12 protein-coding genes are annotated in these 18,807 nt (G+C 42.7%); 6 read left to right on the top strand and 6 right to left on the bottom strand.

Annotated features, from left to right (window positions below; genetic code table 11):
• Positions 1–5: 5 nt before the first annotated feature.
• The 3 genes from AC2CZC_RS25540 to AC2CZC_RS25550 form a co-directional block, all read right to left on the bottom strand.
• Positions 6–2,648: a glycosyl hydrolase family 18 protein gene (locus AC2CZC_RS25540; protein ID WP_484585159.1), complete on the bottom strand. Its 2,643-nt coding sequence runs from the start codon at positions 2,646–2,648 to the stop codon at positions 6–8.
• A 24-nt stretch (positions 2,649–2,672) separates the two neighbouring features.
• Complete coding sequence (locus tag AC2CZC_RS25545) at positions 2,673–4,283, bottom strand: lytic polysaccharide monooxygenase (RefSeq protein WP_484585160.1); 1,611 nt, start codon at positions 4,281–4,283, stop codon at positions 2,673–2,675.
• A gap of 66 nt (positions 4,284–4,349) precedes the next feature.
• Complete coding sequence (locus tag AC2CZC_RS25550; RefSeq protein ID WP_484585161.1) at positions 4,350–7,520, bottom strand: glycosyl hydrolase family 18 protein; 3,171 nt, start codon at positions 7,518–7,520, stop codon at positions 4,350–4,352.
• A 660-nt stretch (positions 7,521–8,180) separates the two neighbouring features.
• On the opposite strand from AC2CZC_RS25550, the gene AC2CZC_RS25555 reads away from it, so the two are divergent.
• On the top strand, positions 8,181–8,648 hold the full coding sequence (locus AC2CZC_RS25555; protein ID WP_484585162.1) for a DM13 domain-containing protein: 468 nt from the start codon (positions 8,181–8,183) through the stop codon (positions 8,646–8,648).
• A 337-nt stretch (positions 8,649–8,985) separates the two neighbouring features.
• Here the strand turns inward: AC2CZC_RS25555 and ahpF are convergent, their stop codons facing one another.
• Together ahpF and ahpC are read right to left on the bottom strand one after the other, a co-directional pair.
• Entirely contained in the window at positions 8,986–10,554 is a 1,569-nt protein-coding gene (ahpF, locus tag AC2CZC_RS25560; RefSeq protein WP_484585163.1) for an alkyl hydroperoxide reductase subunit F, read from the bottom strand.
• Between the two features lie 103 nt (positions 10,555–10,657).
• Positions 10,658–11,227: an alkyl hydroperoxide reductase subunit C gene (ahpC, locus tag AC2CZC_RS25565; protein WP_063363575.1), complete on the bottom strand. Its 570-nt coding sequence runs from the start codon at positions 11,225–11,227 to the stop codon at positions 10,658–10,660.
• A gap of 241 nt (positions 11,228–11,468) precedes the next feature.
• On the opposite strand from ahpC, the gene AC2CZC_RS25570 reads away from it, so the two are divergent.
• The 5 genes from AC2CZC_RS25570 to AC2CZC_RS25590 all read left to right on the top strand — a co-directional run bounded on the left by AC2CZC_RS25570 (position 11,469) and on the right by AC2CZC_RS25590 (position 16,228).
• Positions 11,469–11,891, top strand: a complete 423-nt coding sequence (locus tag AC2CZC_RS25570; protein ID WP_484585164.1) for a DUF3429 domain-containing protein — start codon at positions 11,469–11,471, stop codon at positions 11,889–11,891.
• 293 nt (positions 11,892–12,184) lie between these two features.
• Positions 12,185–13,027, top strand: a complete 843-nt coding sequence (locus tag AC2CZC_RS25575; protein ID WP_484585165.1) for a GGDEF domain-containing protein — start codon at positions 12,185–12,187, stop codon at positions 13,025–13,027.
• Positions 13,028–13,230: 203 nt separating this feature from the next.
• The gene (locus AC2CZC_RS25580) at positions 13,231–14,316 is read left to right on the top strand and encodes a methyl-accepting chemotaxis protein (RefSeq protein WP_484585166.1); all 1,086 of its coding nucleotides are present in this window, start codon (positions 13,231–13,233) and stop codon (positions 14,314–14,316) included.
• A gap of 99 nt (positions 14,317–14,415) precedes the next feature.
• Positions 14,416–15,198 (top strand): class I SAM-dependent methyltransferase, encoded by a 783-nt coding sequence (locus AC2CZC_RS25585; protein ID WP_484585167.1) that lies wholly within the window; start codon positions 14,416–14,418, stop codon positions 15,196–15,198.
• Between the two features lie 178 nt (positions 15,199–15,376).
• Entirely contained in the window at positions 15,377–16,228 is an 852-nt protein-coding gene (locus tag AC2CZC_RS25590; protein WP_484585168.1) for an EamA family transporter, read from the top strand.
• A 37-nt stretch (positions 16,229–16,265) separates the two neighbouring features.
• On the opposite strand, the gene AC2CZC_RS25595 is transcribed toward AC2CZC_RS25590, so the two are convergent.
• Complete coding sequence (locus AC2CZC_RS25595; protein ID WP_484585169.1) at positions 16,266–18,743, bottom strand: S9 family peptidase; 2,478 nt, start codon at positions 18,741–18,743, stop codon at positions 16,266–16,268.
• Positions 18,744–18,807: the final 64 nt, after the last annotated feature.

The raw sequence follows: 18,807 nt of genomic DNA on the forward strand, positions 1-18,807 counted from the left end.
ACCTGTTATAGCTTGCGCCAAACAGAGTTGCTGCCCGGAGTTTGACCGCGTGTCCACCAGCGAGCTTGGTAGGTCTCACCATTGTGAACCACTTTGTCACCACCGGTATAAACTAGGTCACTGCGCCAATCACGTACTTTGCCATCATCAGGAATGATCTCAGCCCATACGCCGCCATTACTTGGCACAGCACCACGAGTCCACCAACGTGCTTTATATTGAACGCCTTTGTACCAAACCGTGTTGCCGCCTGTGTATACCTTGTTTGCATCCCAAGTTGTCTTGCCATCATCTGGCGTTGGCTCTGGATCCGTTTCGACATTCTTAATCGTCACATTAAACTGACGCGTCACGCTGTGCTCGCCATCAGATACCACAACGGTGCCTGTGATTGTCTCAGTTTGTGTTACTTCACCTGCTTTTACCGTGACAGTGCTGCCTGTGCCAACAATCGTGTGACCCGGTAGTTGCCATGCAAAGCTCAGTGCTTTTCCTTCAGGATCGGTTGCTGATACGCTGATAGACTCGCTAGTATTTTCATCAAGGGATATCGCTGAAATTGTCCCAACTACTGGCGCTTTGTTTTCTACAACAGGTGCTTTAACAATGACTTTTACTGTGCGGTTAACCGTGTTTGCATCATCACTGACAGCCAAGTTCACGGTGAACACAGAATCACTTGTGACGCTAGGAGCTGTCACGATAACGCTGTCATTTTCACTTTGCAGATTTAAGGCCGCATCACCTTGCCAAGAAAAACTAAGTGCTTTTCCTTCAGGATCGATAGCTTGAGCCGTTAGAACATGAATATCGCCCGCATTTAACGTAATCTGGCTCGTCAGTGTCACTACAGGTGCTTTATTCACTGGCGTTGGGTTTGTGACTTTACCTGCAAGGCCTTCATGCATTGCATTTAAGATGTCACCGTTATCCGCATCAATTTCCCACGCAAATAGACCTGCTAAATTATGCTCACGTACATAGCGACCTTTTGCGCGAACAGAGCGAGGGCTGTCATAGGTAACCAAGGTGCCTTTTTGGCGATTCCAGACATATGCTGCTTCAGCTTGCTCATCGTACCCTACTTCAAAACCATTAATACCTTGCTCATCATGACCAATCATGTGTGCTTTTAGTCCCTTATAGTCGATAACGCCTGCTTCCCAAACACCTTGCGACGTCGAACCGCGTAATTTACCATTTGCTGGCGCAGTCATTGGGTTATCTGCAATTTGCGCATTTTGTGGATACACGCCTTCCCAACCACGGCCATACATTGCTGTACCAACGACTAACTTTTCACTTGGCACACCTTGGGCTAACAGTAACTTAATAGCATTATCCAATGTATATGCAGGGCCTTTTCGCGCTTCGCCTTTATCATCTACACCCGTGCCGTTACACTCATCTGTAGACATATGAGAGCCACAATAAATCGCCGTTTGGTGTCCTGTTACATTGTTCCAGCCACCTGCAAAGTCGTACGTCATGGCAAAAATGTAGTCCATGTATTGCGCGGCTTGCTGATAATCAACATCTTCAATTTTGTCGTAGCCAGTACCAATTGCTGAAGTCAGTTCAAACTCACGACCCATCTCAATCTCGAGTTCATCCAACATCTCACGAAGCTCTTTCATCAGGATGATGTAGACTTCGCCATCTTTGTCTGAACCTAAATCTGGGTTTGCACCGTCACCGCCTGGGAACTCCCAGTCAATGTCGATACCGTCGTAGAATTTCCATGTTTTTAGGAATTCACGCATTGAGTTTACAAAGGTGTCACGGTTTGCTTTGACATCAAAATCAAAGAACGGATCTGAGAGTGTCCAACCGCCCACAGAAGGTAAAATTTTCAAGTCAGGGTTACGCTGCTTCAATGCCATTAGCTGTGCATATGTACCACGAATTGGATCTTTAGAACTGATCCCCGGTAGTGCTTTTTGCACCGCAGCCCAAGGGTCATGGATCACTACTTCATAGTCTTTTGAGCTACCACAGGCTAACTTAAGCGCTCTCAAGCTATTGCCGTTTTCGATCTCTGCCAGCGAGTCATTTGGGCCACATACTGGAATAAATCCATAAAGTAGGTGGGTTAAGTTATCCGCAGGAATTTGCGTCACATCGAACTTACGGCCATAAATACCCCATTCAACAAAATAAGCACCGACAACCGTGTTTGGATCTGTGTCGAACTTTTTATTGTTTGGATTTACATTCAGTTTAAGTGGCTCTAAGTGGCCACCGTCTGTATCGGCGATCACAATTGGCTTTGACGCAGACATTGAACAGCCTGATGAATCACACAATGCGATTCTTAATTCATGACGACCAGACTTGTGATATGGAAAACGAATTGTGCCACCGGTTGTGCCCTCAGCGAGTGTGCCTTCATTCACCACTTCATTGTCAAAATATACTTTATAGCTATCGCCACCTTTACCTGACCATGCATTCCATTCAATTTGAATATCCACCACGTCTTTGGCTTGGATCAGCTGCTTGTATGAGCCTCGACCATAAATATTCACGTCAACAAACGAGTAATTTTGTGGTTTCCAGTTAATGCTTGGTGTTGATGGCGCAGCCACAACAGCGGCACTTGCAAGCGCAGCACCGACAGCTGCAGCAGTAGTTAAATATTTAAACATTTTTGAATTACCTCTATGATATTTTTATAGTTTTTTCCAAACGGAATGTTGGTCAGGTTGCTGATTACGCGTCCACCAGCGAGCTTGATAGCGTGCACCGTTAAAAGTCACGATTTCACCGCCACGGTAGGCTTTGCTTGACTGCCATGATGTATTGCCTGCATCTGAATCATCACCACTTGGTACTAACTCCCACGCATGGCTCGACGTTGGTAGTTGGCCGCGAACCCACCATTTAGCACGGTAAGTTTTGCCTTGATAAACCACGGTATCGCCAGCTGTGTAGATTTTGCTGGGCGCCCAAGTATCCCCTGTTGGCTTGTCTGGCGTGCCAGGATCGGTATCGATGTTTTTGACATTCACAACCAGTGGTACTGTTTTGCTTAAACTGCCATCTGATACGGTCACATTGCCGTCAAAGCGCGTATCCGCGTCCACCTTTGGCGCAGTGATCGTGATGGTTGAACCTGAACCGGTAAAGTTCAATGCACTTGGTAGCTGCCAGTCAAATTTCAGGGTTGGCTGCTCATCATCAAATGCATGGACATGCAAGTGCTTGCTCTGCTCCTCATCAATGGTGATGGGGGCTGGCGTATGCACTGTTGGTGCGGTATTTTTCGGCTTTGAAATCACCGATAAGTTATAGCTATATGACTTGTCCGATAAAAAGACTTGGTTGCTCGAAACTGCCTCAGAATTAAACTCAATATTACCCGAGCTGTCTTTCACACCGATCCGCACAATGTCAGCAAATTGCGTGCTGAGATTAAAAGCAAATTGACTTTGCCAGTGTGTTTCATTGGCTGAAGTGACATCGAACCGCTCTTGAATAAGCTCATTGCCATTACCGTTGAATACTCTGACCCACACAGTGTCTCCAGCACTTGCCTCTTGACCTTGCTTGACAAAATAATCGACTGGGAACCAAGTATCTGGCGTCGGCGTTGGCTCAGTACCACGCACAATGGTCACATCACTACAATTATAGAAGCCTTCACCCACCACATCATCACGCTGCCAGCGGCTATATAAAATCGCATCACCTGAGAACTTTTCTGGGATCGCAACTTCCATTTCGTAATAGCGCTTGCCATCTGGTGCCATGAAAAATGCAATATTGCCATGCTCTTGAACCAGCTCTAAGTCATGCCAAGCAAGTGGTTTTTGCTTAAAATCAGTACCCGGCTTAGTTAAATAAAACTGCCAAAAACTTGGGTTATGCGGTGTGGTGGCACGGTAGCGAATTTTCACTTTGCCATTGGCGCTCGGCTTTATCTCTGTTGCCTGCCACTGCGCTGATGGAATGTTCATTCCCGCTTTTTGGCTATCGCCTGCGCCACATAAGGTGCCATCTGGGATGTTTGCTTCAACGGCTGCTTGGTTACGAAAATCTGCTGTATTTGCTGCAAACTCATGCTTTTGAATAAATTGCACGTGTTCTGACTTCAGATATGCTGCACGACATGCAGCATTGGGAATTTTTGAGCCATCTTTTGGCCACCAAAATCCACCTTGCTCCTGACAGATTGCTTGCCTCGCTTTGGGAAAGTCCATATAGCCATGCGCGTTCACTTTACCGATGACGCCCACACCTATGGCTACGCCCAGCGCGCATAAGGTTACTTGTTGTCTCATAGTTTTCTCATTTATTGATTGTAAGAGTGATCCGCAGATCACTCCGGTTGGGAATAAAAGTGGCCGTTACAGGCTACACACTTTCTGCCATGCGCCACCGTTACTTGGTGTGCCATTTGTCCACCACTTAGCTTTGTAAACAGCGCCGTTGTGGATCATCATGTCGCCACCGACAGCATGACTTGGATCACCTGCCCAGTTGGTGCGAGGCCAGTTTGGATAGGTGTTGATATTTTCAATTTTCACGCCTTCACACTGCTGCCCATTTGGTGGGTTTTTATCGCCGTCACCTGGATTTGGAATGTGTTTCTTAGCGACTGGCAGCTCTGGATATTCAGAGGCAAATGCGTACTGCTTACCGTCTTTTTCAACAATAAAGTTCACAGGGCCTGTGATAGGCATGTAGTACATAACCTGCGCGTTCACAGTCTCGCCTGGGGCAAAAGACTCAAGCTGACCACCCCACTCATTTTTAAATGTGATTGAAAAACGGTGGAATTCATTTTCAAAACCGCCGATGTTATTACCAGTAGAATTTGACGCATCATGCTCTACACGCATACCCAGTTTTTTGCGCGCATTCCAATTTGACTTGAAAATAGCGGAGGTAGAAGTGGGTACATTGAACGTGATCGTTGCACCGGTCAGGTCAATCTCAGAGTTATTAGTAAAGGCAAACGTTGGGCGAATTGGGTAGTTTTGGTCACCCACCGGGAAATCTTTCGCTTCAAATGCAATATCAACTGCTTCGGTGGGTACTGCAAATGCACTATCACCAACATGATTGTCATAGGCCACACCACTTTGGTTGAAGGTGTTGTATGCCAGCGCTGTCATTGTTGAGCCCATGAAGTACTCGCCTTTATCAGCGTGATAATCAAAGTCACCAGCAAGCTCCCAGAACATAACACCGCCCAGGCCCTTATCAACCACATAGTCTAATTTGGTTTTCATAGACTCTGTGTCTTCCATCGATAGGAATACTTTTTTCTCGGCGTTATATAGCCATGGTGCAACTGCAACGTCATCGTAATGACGCACATAGTCACCGCGCAGAACATCATCTGCATCGGTTTCAGGGGTTAAGCCATAAACTTCTAAGTAACTTGGGTTGATCCCATGCTCAAGGTTTTTCGCATGCCAAAGTGGGTTAGAACCGGCAGCCACTTCTTGACCGTTTTCAATGTCATGCCACAGGTTATCAATACCAATTGCGCCGTTACCGCATTTGTTCTTCTCACCAATGCCTGTGCCTTTTGGACAATCGCTTTGGTTTGGCAAAGGTGCACGACCCCATAAGCCATTTTCACCACCGCGTACGTCTTTAAAACCACGGGTGTAATATGGAATACCAATGTTGATACGCCCTGCAGGTAATGCGCCGCGGAAATAGTTTACCGCCCAGTCTGTATTCAAATAACCGATACCACCGAACTCTTTAGTGCCGTAAACATTCCACACCTTAAGCTCTGTGTCTTTACCCGTATCGTAAAGCGGCGCATTATGACCAACATGATCGTTCCACGCACCGTGCAAGTCGTACGACATGATATTCACAAAATCTAGGTACTGTGCTGTTTGGAAGGTTTCCATGCCACGTAATAAATAACCTGATGAAGGAGAGGCAATGGTCAACATATAGTGTTTATCGTCTTGCTCACCTGCTTTATCGAGCGCTTCACGTAATTCTTTCATCAGTACTTGATAAGATTTATTTAGCCCCGCACGTCTTGCATTACTCACAGGGAAATCTTCTGGGTGACCGGAGTCTTTCATTGATGATGGGTATTCGTAATCAACGTCTAAGCCATCAAAACCATAGGTTCTTAAGAACTCAACCGAGCTTTTCACAAATTGAGCAATACCAGCATGGTTAACGCTGCCATCAGCATTCGTGGTCATCGTATAGAAACCACCGTTATTCACGCGTTTACCCGTTTCGTCGAAATAGCCACCAGTTTCAGCCCAGCCACCAACCGAGATCATGGTTTTAACGTGTGGATATTGCTTTTTGTATTTATTCAGCAGGTTGAAATGCCCTTTGTAAGGCAAGCTAGGATCCATTTCAGCACCAGCAATACCCGGCCAAGTCATATTGGTTGCCGCATTTCCGTCTGCATTCGGGTTGCCAATGCTTATCTCATTTTTATCATTGACGTGTGCAAACGCGTAATTGATATGCGTGATCTTGTCCCATGGAATGTCTTTAACAAGATAGCTAGGCTGATCGTTTTTGCCGTGGCGCCAACTTGTGAAGTAGCCAATCACACGTCTTGGATGGTCGGCGCCCATTTTTTCCCGCCCTTCACTGTCATAAATATCACAGTAAGACGGCGTTACACCCGCCGTTTGGTATAAACCAGCAGGGCGACAATCGTCATGTGAGCTTTGACCATCATCTTTCGCTTTCACCGTAAAAGTTCGGCTTATTTTTTCTGATTCTAGACCGTGTTCATCTTTAGCGACTAAGACAAATGTCTGCGGACCTTTTGCAGTGGCTGTCCATGCATATTCGAATTCATTTTGAGATGTGCTGACTACTTCGATGCCATTCACAGAGAGTGATTGAGTCAAACCATCTGACTCTTTATCATTTGCAATCAAAGTAAATACAATCTGACTACCCACTTCTAGCTCACTTGGTAATTGAGCTGCTAAGCGCGCGATCGGTGCTGTGTTTTGATCTTTCGGTGGCAACGCCTCAACACTTACTTTGCGACTGACTGATTTTGCAGTAGCACCATCATCATCTAACGCAACACCATGAAACTCATGCTTGCCCTGTTTCGCTTGCCAAGAAAAGCTATATGGCGCTTGGCTCAGCACTTTTACCAATGCATCGTTGTGGTATACCGCAACATGCTTCACTTCACCATCACTGTCGTTAGCTGAGAAATCAATGATGACTTGTTCATTTTCAGCCACGGTAATATCAGCGATTGGCTTGAGCAATTTAATTGAAGGCGCTTGGTTAACAGGCTCTGCGCTACTGCACTCGCCTAGCTTTGTCCACTCTTGCCATTGGCCAGATTTTAGTTTTGGTGAAGAACGGTTCCACCAATTTGCTTTATATGCAACGTTATCTTGTTGCACCTGATTGCCGCCAACATAAATTTTACCTGCTTCCCAACTTGCTAGGCTGTCACAGTTTACCTCGGCAAAAGCCGATGCACTGATCAAACCCATGGTTATGGCACTGAGCTTGAGTACCTTATTCGAGGATTTAGACACGCTCATTTGATTATTTCCTAATTTGTATGATTTTTGTTTATAAAATTACATTTAGTAACAAAATTACCTAATGCAATACTGAGCAGCGGCGATTGTACCGATCCAAAAACACACCACAAGGGATTAGCCAAAATTAAAAAACACAAACCAAATAACTAGAAAAAAGGCCGTTTTAGACAAAATCATGAGTTACGTAACACATTGATATTGATTGTTTTGTTGATAAATAAACAACAAACAACAAGGAAAAAATGTTAACTAAATTAACATCAATTTTGTTTACTTTTATTTACAATATGGCGAGGACAAACCAGAATACAAACCATTTTTATTAATTTAAAATTAATTTCTAATACTTTTATTTGTACTATAAATCACCTAATCGTCATGTTGATATTTGATAAATAGAAATAAAAAAAGAAACAATTATAGATAAATGAAGAATACTTTAGTATTTTCATGCAATTACTGAGGCACTTCACTATTTCATTTGGAGCCACAGTTAAAACACCAAATGTCAATCATCTCTTATTATTACAAAACGCACTTTTTTGGAATATTTTTTCATTAACAAGCAAGTTAACACAAATAAAACATACAAGTGTTTGACTCCTAGAGTGGTCAAGCTAAGGTTAAGTTACATTCATTTACTAGAGCATATATAAGATGCGATTTTTGTTTAAAGTTTTGTTTACCGTGTTTATTTTTTGTGCCGGGTTTGCACTGGGGGTATATTCTTTACCCATCATAATGGCTCCGCCAGCCCCCACACAAACAGCGCTCTCAACTGCGGCCAATCAAGCAAAGTTCACAGCCATGTTTAATAAAAACCTAAAAGGCTCAGACTTTTTGCATTTCGGTGAAGGCAATGTGTTTATCGGGGAGCAAAATATCGCCTTTGAAGGCAGGCTGGCACCAGGCCCTGATTATCGGCTATATCTATCGCCTACATTCGTAGAAAATGAAGTTGAATTTGAACAGCATAAAAACACGATGCAGTTTGTCAGTATGGTTTCGAGCTTTAACGGCTTTATTGTTGATGTGCCAACAGGCATTGATATAGAAAAGTTTTCGACTGTGGTCGTGTGGTGTGAAACCTTTGGTGAATTCATTACTGCAGGAAAATATCAGTAACCAATTAACATAGTTCAAGGGGCCAAACAGGCCCCTATTATTAGATAATTATTGACTATCAGAATGAGAGTCACAGCCCTCATTCCAATATACACCTATTCCTTTATATTAGCCTATCACTTAACCTGTAACCTCTATTCATGACTTGGTTTTCCATCAAATTCCTGTGTTGAAGTATCTGTTCTATCGAAGAAAACCTATTTCAAATGCATGAATTGTTGTAAAAAAATATAGATTTAAAAATAAAAAAAGCCACGCAAAAGCGTGGCTGGAGAAACATTGCATGGGTATATTGCAATGAATAAAGTCAGCTGAGCTTGTCAGCTAAAAAGGGAAACTATGCAGCAGTCGCTGTACCTTCTTCACGAATTAAATACTCAAACGCACCTAAACTTGCTGTCGCACCACTGCCCAAAGCAATAACAATTTGCTTGTAAGGTGCAGTCGTCACATCGCCCGCGGCAAATACGCCCGGCATATTAGTTGACCCTTTATTATCAATTTCTATTTCACCGAACTGCGTTAAATTTACTTCACTGCCTTTTAGCCATTCCGAATTAGGCACCAACCCGATTTGTACAAACACACCTGCGATATTCAAACTATGCGTTTCATCTGTCATTCGGTCACGATAGTTCAAGCCAGTCACCTTATTTGAATCCCCGGTAATTTCGGTTGTTTGCGTATTGGTGTGAATCGTAATATTTGGCAAGCTGTTGGCTTTATCAATAAGCACTTGATCTGCTTTTAACTCATTTGCAAACTCAAGCACAGTGACATGCTCTACGATGTTAGCTAAGTCAATGGCTGCCTCAATACCCGAGTTACCGCCTCCAATTACCGCAACAGGTTTACCTTTAAACAATGGTCCATCACAATGAGGACAATAAGCAACGCCACGGCCTTTGTATTCTTGCTCGCCAGGCACATTTACGTTTCGCCATCTTGCTCCCGTCGAGATAACAACTGATTTGGCTTGTAATTTAGCGCCATTTTCTAATTCAATGTCTAAAAACTCATTACGAGCGATTTTAGCAACTCTATTACCGTCCATGACGTCAACATCATACTGCTTCACGTGCTGTTCTAACTGCGCGACTAATTTGGGGCCTTCTGTTTCTTGAACAGAAATAAAGTTTTCAATACTCATGGTATCCGCGACTTGGCCGCCAAAACGCTCTGCGACAACGCCTGTATTAAGCCCCTTTCTCGCAGAATATACCGCCGCGGATGCCCCCGCAGGACCACCACCAATAACGAGTACATCAAAAGGTGCTTTTTTATTAATTTTTTCAACCGACTTTTGTGCTGAGTTGCTATCAATCTTTTTCAATATATCTGATAAACCAACGGCCCCTTGGCTAAATAGTTCACCATTAAGATATACGCTAGGCACGGCCATAATATTGCGCTGCTCGACTTCCTTTTGGAATAAAGCACCATCGATCATCGTTGTTGTGATCAAGGGGTTGCTTGCCGCTAACACATTTAATGCTTGGACAACTTGCGGACAAGTTTGGCAGCTAAGCGAAACATATACTTCAAAGTTTAAAGGCGTGTCGATACCAGTTATGGTTTCCAATTCATCCGCGTCTAACTTGGTTTCATGTCCACCACTGTGTAATAAAGCTAACACTAGACTGGTAAACTCATGGCCCATTGGGACGCCTGCAAAGCTAATTTGGGTATTCGCATCAGTTGATGTGACAACTAAAGATGGTCGTCTCGCATTCATATCATAGTTTTCAACCACCGATATTTCGTTACTCAATGAAGCTAGGTCCTGAGCCAGCGAGTTCAACTCATTGGACTTTTTGCTGTTATCTAACGCCACTCTCAGCTCTATTGGCGATTTAATATTTTTAAAGTGCTCTTTTAATTGACCTTTAATTTGCGCGTCTAACATTTATGTAATTCCTCATTGAAACGCAATGCACATGCTTGCTTATTAACTGGCGGTAGAAAATGCTTACCTACCCACAAATGTAGGTAGGTAAATCCGAGGTAAGTTAGATTTTACCAACTAAGTCTAGTGATGGTGCTAACGTCTCTTCACCTGGCTGCCAAGATGCTGGACATACTTCGCCATCATGCGTTGCGATGTATTGTGCAGCTTGTACCTTACGTAGTAGCTCATTCGCGCTGCGACCAATTCCAAGGTCATGCGTTTCAACTACTTTTATTTCACCTTCAGGGTTAATCACAAACGTACCGCGCAGTGCTAGACCTTCTTCTTCAATCATTACGCCGAAGTTGCGAGTAATTTTACCTGTTGGGTCACCAATCATTGGGAATTCAATCTTTTTGATTGTGTCTGAAGCATCATGCCAAGCTTTGTGTGTAAAGTGTGTATCTGTTGATACTGAGTACACTTCAACACCCATTTCTTGAAGTTGTGCGTAGTGATCTGCTAAATCACCTAATTCAGTTGGACATACAAAAGTGAAATCTGCTGGGTAAAAGAAAACGATACTCCATTTACCTAATAAATCTTGCTCAGAAACTGATACAAAATCGCCCTTGTGGTATGCTGTCGCGTTGAAAGGTAAAAGCTTAGTGTTAATCAATGAAGTGCTCATGGCTATCCTCTTTGTCAGTTGTATTTAGTGTTTGCGAGTATGCTCGCCTTGCTTGACTACAAAGATATAGATCCAGAGCTGTTAAATAAAATTGATTAAAACTATCATTGCTATCGATTATTTTGATTAAATAAACTCAATAGCATTGTAAACCTTAGGTATAATCTACTCGTAACAATGAGTAATAGCAGTTAACGCACAGTGCGATTAACCTTAAAATCCAAACTAACTAAGAGTTTTTATGCATCCATATTTCAACCACATTCAATTAGGCTACTTTGGCTTCATACCATTTTTACTTTGCATCGCATCAACTTTGATGTTGGGTAGCTCAGAGACCCTAGTCAGCGTTTTTAGCTTTTACAGTATGGGGATCTTGGCATTTATGGCTGGTACATTGTGGCGTGCAGGTGATCAACCAAAAGTTCATGCAATACTGGCTGTTTTAGTTGTTATTCCATTTCCAGTATTGGCTCTAGTATCCCTAACCGCACAATTAGTTTATTTGAGTGCAAGTTACTGGTTAGTGCTGTGGTTTGAAAAAAGCATGCCAAAATGGCAAGACGCTCACAGGGATTATCAGCAGATGAGGTTTGTGCTCACGTCTGTTGTATTCGTTTCTCATCTATTTATGATTGCTCAAGCCATTGAATTAACAAGATAGAATAAACTGTTTTGGCCAAAGGCACGTCGGTATTTCAACTATTCCTTTAACGACATGTAAAATCACTACACGTTTATAGTGTTATCGATTAACATATTCGAATAATAAAAGAAGTATCGACATACTCCCTTTCACTAAATCAAGTACATAACTTATAACAGCAAGAATTTTTTATTGAATAATTTACAACTAAACAATTCAAATATATGAATCAATACGGTAAATTAGTTCTCAAACAAGCAGAACAACAATAAAACTGCTATAAGTTAAAGGGGAGCGTTAGGAGTGCATATATGATTCAAAAGCTGCTTTACGGATTCATCGGGGTGTTTGTTGTCTCATTCTACCTCTGGATGATGGAACAGCCAGGCGATCTACTGGACTCAACCGAAGAGCTCTTCTGGTTCGCTATCGCGTTTGGCATGATTGTTTACTCAGCGCCTCACCTCAAAAACAACATCTTGATATTTGCATGGTCTATATACTGTGTAGGACTTTTACTTGATTTACTGGATGATTTCATCGCTGTAGATATTTTACCCGTCATCGCACTTGATACCTCTTTAAAACAATTTGGCTTTTTACTTATCTGCTACTCCCTCTATACCATGATAGTTAGACAGCAAGAAGCTATATCTCAGCTCAATAAAGAAATCCATCAAAGAAAGCGCTTGGAAGAAAAACTCAAGTTTGACGCAACCCATGATGAGTTAACACAGATTGGCAATCGACGAGCATGCTTCACCCAATTTAAAACCCTTTGTGAGCAATATCAAACGCTATTTTATTTCGACCTCGATGACTTTAAGTGTGCTAATGATAAATTTGGGCACAGTTGTGGGGATCTTATCTTAAAAAAAGTGGCCAAATCTTTAAGTGATCTTTTCGGTGAAGATAACTGCTTCAGAATTGGTGGAGACGAATTTGTCGCGTTTGGTACATTTGACACTGAAAATGACGAACAACTTCGCAAAAAGCTCCTAGAAGAAGTGTTTGAATATGGCGTTGGTATCAGTATTGGATTTACTGCAACTGACACCGATGTTGCCCCAGACAAACTACTGCACTTGGCGGATGCTTCCATGTATAGCAACAAAAACCTTAAATCCGTGCGGTCAAAACCGAGAGTGAGTTAAGGCTTGAGTGAATATAGCGCTTTTGCAATAAAACTTTTCCAAAATAAAACCCTTTGATTTATCATTGAAAAAGCTGCAGCTATAAAATTATTTATAGTTGATGTTAGCCAGTACTTGGCTCAACGAATACGCATTAAAAGAATAAAGCCAAGCTGCAAATTTCTAAATACTCAGTGCGCTCATATTACAAAGGGGATTGAATCGTGTTCAACAACTTATTTTCTAGCTCAGATCTAAAATCAGAGCTATCACAAGTAAAAACAGAATTGGCGCAACAACGCCAGGAAAATGAACGGCTGAGTGAAGAAAATGCTCGATTACAATCCGAGCTGATTGAAGCTCAACAGCAGTTAAATGACAATACAGACAACCAACTCCTACAATGCGCCTTATCTGGTATGAATCAGATAGAGGGCATACGTGAAACGGTTTTGCAGAGTTTTCAAAATATAGAGCAAGATAGTAATGCTATTTCACAGGTCAACCAATCATTTGAAACATCAGAAAAGTCACTTTCTAACATACTGACAGGGATGGGACAATTATCCGATAATATGTCTAGCATGACGGATAATATTTCTGGGCTGTCTCATATGGCCGACAACATTCATACTTTTGTGGCTACAATATCCAAGATTTCAGATCAAACAAACCTACTTGCGCTCAATGCTGCTATCGAAGCTGCTCGTGCGGGCGAAGCAGGTAGAGGCTTTAGTGTTGTTGCTGATGAAGTGCGTGCGCTTGCAAACAACACCAGTGCATCCGCCAATGAAGTGTCTGATCTGGTTACTAAAATCATAGATACGACACAATTAACGGTAAAAGATGTTTCCGTCATTCAAGAATCGAACAAAACGCTGTCGAACAGTATAGAACACTTGAATGATGAATATGGTCATATCGTTACTAGCTGCAGCTCTATGAAAACAACCATTTCAAATGCCACCCAGCAAACTTTCATTCAAACCGTGAAGCTTGACCATGTAGTTTGGAAAAGTGAGGTGTATGCCGTCATTATGGGCAGCAGCAATAAATCAGTATCGGACTTTGCAGATCACACTTCATGCCGTTTAGGTAAATGGTTCTCTGGAGATGGTTCCAAACAATATTCAGATAACTCAGCCTACAGACGCTTGGAAAGCCCACACAAAGAAGTGCACAGATCAGGCGTTGAGGCAATTAGAAAATTCAATAACGGCGACAAACAAGGTGCTGTGCAGCAACTCAATAAAATGGAACAAGCCAGTGTAGACGTGATGCATTTACTTGATGAATTGAGAAACGCTTAAGGCGTTTACGTATTCTCCTCTAAAAGTCGCTAAGAGTTAGCGACTTCGAGATAAAAATCTTGATATAATTCGCTGCTTTGAAATAGTCAGTGTTTACTCATGCAATTAAAATCAAATTGGCGGATCTTAACTGTCGGTGATGGGGATTTAAGCTTCTCCCACTCAATCAAGAAATACTTAAACCCAAAGCTTATTGTTGCAAGCATTTACGACAGTGAAGGTGATTTGCGCGCAAAATACCAAAACCATGCACTGGATAAACTGAGAAATACCGACACTCAAGTACTGACCGAATTTGACGCAACAAGTAGCGCTTCTTGGGCACGGTTGGCGGGACAAACATTTGATATTGTTATCTTTCAATTTCCACTTATTCCAGCTTTTTCATCTCACGAAGCGTTCAAGCAAAGTGCGCTAAGTATCAATACTTTGAACAGAAGGCTGCTGAGGCACTTCTTAAATTACTCGCAATCAGTGGCATTAGATCCAACAGGACCAATGCTCAGTGTCATTACTTCAAAAGACGTAAAGCCATATTGCGAATGGAATTTAGAGGAAACGCTTCATCAAGGACTAAACATTGATTATCTCGGGCAAACTGAGTTTGATATTAACCAGTTTCCCGAGTATAAGATCCGCAATGTCGATAGAGACAAACACGTCAAAGATACTCGTGGGATCAGTTATTTTTGGTCACCAAAACGCCTTGATTGCTTAACGTTGGCGAAACCCGATTACCTCAAGCCGTCTCATTGTGCAATGTGTCGTGTTGGGCCATTCCTAACAGAGCAAGATAGGCAAGCTCACCTTAATTCAAAAAAACACAAGCAAATGTCAAAACATGAAGATGCATGGCAGGCATTTTTAAATCAGCCGCAGTGATGCGGCCCTTTCCAGACACACAAAAAACACAACAAAGACACCTAAAAAAAACAAAAAACACACTAAAGCTACATAAAAGTTCAAAGCACATTCAAGAAAAGAATAATGTATACAAAATGATTGAGAGATAGCTCGTAACCCTTTAGACTAGCGCCCTTCTCACATTGGTAGGTCAAATATGCAACTTTTAGATAAACGCTTTTTATATGCAATTGCATGCCTTTTACTCGCCATGATCACTATTCAGTCAGGCGCATCAATCGCAAAGCAACTTTTTCCTCATGTGGGACCAGAAGGGACCACTGCATATCGTCTAGGCTTTTCGGCATTGATACTGTGCTTGATTTTTAAACCTTGGCGGAAATTACCGAAAAATTGGCGACCTGTTATTCTATATGGCCTATGTCTCGGTATTATGAACTTAACCTTTTATTATGCTATCGCTCGTATTCCCCTTGGAATTGGTGTGGCACTTGAGTTTACCGGACCACTTGCTGTCGCGTTATTTTCTTCCAAACGCAAAAGAGACTACTTGTGGGTACTGCTGGCCATTGCGGGTATCTTTTTGCTTTTACCAAATATGAACGAAGTCGATGGCCTTGACCCCATTGGCGTTCTACTTGCACTTGTCGCTGGTGCATGTTGGGCTGGATATATCATTTTTGGTAAAAAAACAGGGGGCCAAAGCTCAGGTGGGATGGCTGTTGCTCTGGGAATGAGTATCGCGGCATTTGCAGTTGTTCCCTATGGCGTTATCTCTCAAGGAAGTGCACTGCTGGATTGGTCGCTGATCCCATTAGGGCTTGCCATTGGCATATTATCGAGCGCCCTGCCTTACAGTTTAGAAATGATGGCATTACGAAACATGCCAGCACAAGGTTTTAGCATCATGATGAGCTTAGAGCCAGCTATCGCCGCATTGGCAGGACTATTGATTTTGGGAGAGCTACTTTCATTCTGGCAATGGGTTGCCATCTTTTTAGTTATCGGGGCATCACTAGGCAGCTCGATAACCACCAAAGAGCATTAATATCAATTGCAGTTGGCCCTATTCTGGGCCTTTTTTGCTAACCCCAAGGTGAAGGGTATTCAAACTCAGTTTCTTGCTCGCTGGGTAATTCAAAACGCAGCGCCTCAGGCACCTGATCCATTTCTTCAACTTCTGGTAAAGGGTCAAAATGCAGCTTCAACCACTGCTGTTGCTCATATAGCATATGCAGTAAATCTTTGTCATCGCTAAAGGTATGATCACTATTGGGAAGCAACACAAGCCTTGCTGTTTTTCCGAGATCGTTCAACGCACTAAACATTCTTTCTGACTGCACCGGATAGCTGCCCACTTGACGATCTCGATAGCCATGCATCAATAAAACAGAGCTTTTCACGTTTTGAGCAAAATACAATGGAGAGTTTGCCAAATACTTATCTTGCTGAGACCATAAACTCTGCGCTTCATCACCAAATATAAATGGCGCTAGTGTTAGATTATATGTGCCACTTCTGGCAATACCCGTAACGAACATGTCAGTTTGCGTTAGTAATTTCATGACATTCGTTGCTGCTAGTCCATGGCCACCGATAGCAATTTTACTTTTATCTGCAATACCTTGTGATACCAATGTATCAATGACCACTTTAGCAGCATCACGCAGTTGTTTATCTAATTGCTGACCCTGTAGTTTTGCGCTCAAAACAGGCATGTTTTTTAAGTTTAAAACAGCATAGCCTTCATGAACAAATGGGACGCCATTCATTGCATTAAGCTCAGGAAATAAATACGGCGAGTTTATTTCTTGGTTGGCTTTATTTTGTTCTCCATTATTTAGCCAAATCACCAATGGGATGCGCCCTAAGCTTGGGTCAAAACTATTAGGAAGGTAAAAATCACCTTTAATCATTTTACCGCCACCCACTTTAAACTGCATTTCCTCTTTGCGGATCGGCTGCATGCTGGGGTATGGGTGGGCATGCTTTGTTAGCTGCTCCACAACATCAAATGTGAGATTGCGAGAAAAGTAATTCGTCGGATTGTCTTTAGACTCTTTGCGTGTCACAAACTGCATACCATCATCTGCCAACACAGCAATCACTTGCTCAAAGTAGGGTGCGCTAGATTGCCAGATAGGCGTTATTAGATTGCCGCGAGCATCAAATCTTGCTAGGTAAGGCACATCCACACCATCTTGCCTTTTTGTGCCCTTTAAAAATAAATATCGTCCACCTGCCACTTTAACAACTGGAACGCCTAATTCATTTTTTGTCATAACAAGTTCGCGCTGCTCACCTGACCCCATATCATCAAACAAGCTTAACCTGACTTTCGCGCGTTCAGGTGTCAAAGGAGAAAAAGAAAAGTAGGATTTATTATCTTGTTCAGATTCAATCACCATAAGCGCCAGTTGGTTATCACCCCAAATGATTTTAGACACGCGCCCTTCCACGTCTGTATACAGCCTAGGATCGCGTCTAAACGGTGCTGAGATACTATATAAGCTCTCATTATCATCATCTGGCTCAGACTGTGCCCAAACTAACGTAGCCCCTTTATCCGCACGCCATTGAAAGCCTCTTTTAATTGTCGAGTCTACAAATGGCTGAGCCAGTATGTCTTGCTCAGAGAGTGTGCTTTTTGGACGAAACACCTCGTACAAGGGCACGCCTCGCATACCCCAGATCTGCCAAACGCTGAAGCTTTGGTTATCAAAATCTTGTTCTGACATATCTGATAAATTTTGCACATCTATCATGGCCACGATCAAATTCGTTGAGTCTGGCGATGACTTAAACTCGCTAAAATACGCTGGCTGCCCAATTGCCACTGCTTTGCCATTTAAAGGAACTTTATACAACTGCCCAAGTGCAAACTGCATAAATTGAGACTGCTTCGCTGCACTGAATCCCTCGTTGTCTACTTCTGCTATTTTGACCGTTGAAGTCACTACCAATGGCCCCGTTTCCGTATCAGATGTTACTTTGTGATGGTCCTTGCTGTGTGACAGGTTCACTCTTATATTTGCAATCAGGCCTGAGCCATCAGCAAGCCACTCAAATGGTTTTTTAATTGCGAAGCCATTCAGCGCAAAGCTCGATAAGCTTTTTGGTTTACGGCGTTTGATATCATAAATCCAAAGGTGTGCACTCGTCATGGTTTCAAGCACAAACGCGAGATATCGGCCATTTGCACTCCAAGTGGGGTGTACGATATTCCCTTGTGGAACGCCCGTAACATTTAGCACTGCACCAGTATCTATGTGCTTAAACGATAAAGATGAATATCTTGGCAAATCAGTATGCAAATTAGTGGCTGTATTAAAGTGCACACCAAGAAGATGAGACGTTGACGTATTTGAATGGGCCTCTGTTTGCTCAGTAAGTAACGCCATCCAACTACCTTGTGAATTCACTAGGGCTTCTGGAACACTATGATGTTGTATCAACTCAGCCATCTCAGCTGAGGGTTGCTTGTAGGTAGATGCATCGGCGTACCCGATACCGCTTAACATACATGCGCTAACAAATAGAATTAATGCCCTGATAATTATCACTTCTGTAGTCCTAGTCAAATAGCCACAACGGGACATCATATCTTTATTTTTGGTCCAGTGCAGT

Source organism: Pseudoalteromonas sp. MMG033, from assembly GCF_057197785.1.

Excerpts from the sequence above, each read along its gene's own strand:
- AC2CZC_RS25575 (WP_484585165.1), top strand. The coding sequence starts at position 12,185 with ATGATTCAAAAGCTGCTTTACGGATTCATCGGGGTGTTTGTTGTCTCA.
- AC2CZC_RS25550 (WP_484585161.1), bottom strand. The coding sequence starts at position 7,520 with ATGAGCGTGTCTAAATCCTCGAATAAGGTACTCAAGCTCAGTGCCATA.
- ahpF (WP_484585163.1), bottom strand. The coding sequence starts at position 10,554 with ATGTTAGACGCGCAAATTAAAGGTCAATTAAAAGAGCACTTTAAAAAT.
- AC2CZC_RS25545 (WP_484585160.1), bottom strand. The coding sequence starts at position 4,283 with ATGAGACAACAAGTAACCTTATGCGCGCTGGGCGTAGCCATAGGTGTG.
- AC2CZC_RS25585 (WP_484585167.1), top strand. The coding sequence starts at position 14,416 with ATGCAATTAAAATCAAATTGGCGGATCTTAACTGTCGGTGATGGGGAT.
- ahpC (WP_063363575.1), bottom strand. The coding sequence starts at position 11,227 with ATGAGCACTTCATTGATTAACACTAAGCTTTTACCTTTCAACGCGACA.
- AC2CZC_RS25570 (WP_484585164.1), top strand. The coding sequence starts at position 11,469 with ATGCATCCATATTTCAACCACATTCAATTAGGCTACTTTGGCTTCATA.
- AC2CZC_RS25590 (WP_484585168.1), top strand. The coding sequence starts at position 15,377 with ATGCAACTTTTAGATAAACGCTTTTTATATGCAATTGCATGCCTTTTA.
- AC2CZC_RS25555 (WP_484585162.1), top strand. The coding sequence starts at position 8,181 with ATGCGATTTTTGTTTAAAGTTTTGTTTACCGTGTTTATTTTTTGTGCC.
- AC2CZC_RS25540 (WP_484585159.1), bottom strand. The coding sequence starts at position 2,648 with ATGTTTAAATATTTAACTACTGCTGCAGCTGTCGGTGCTGCGCTTGCA.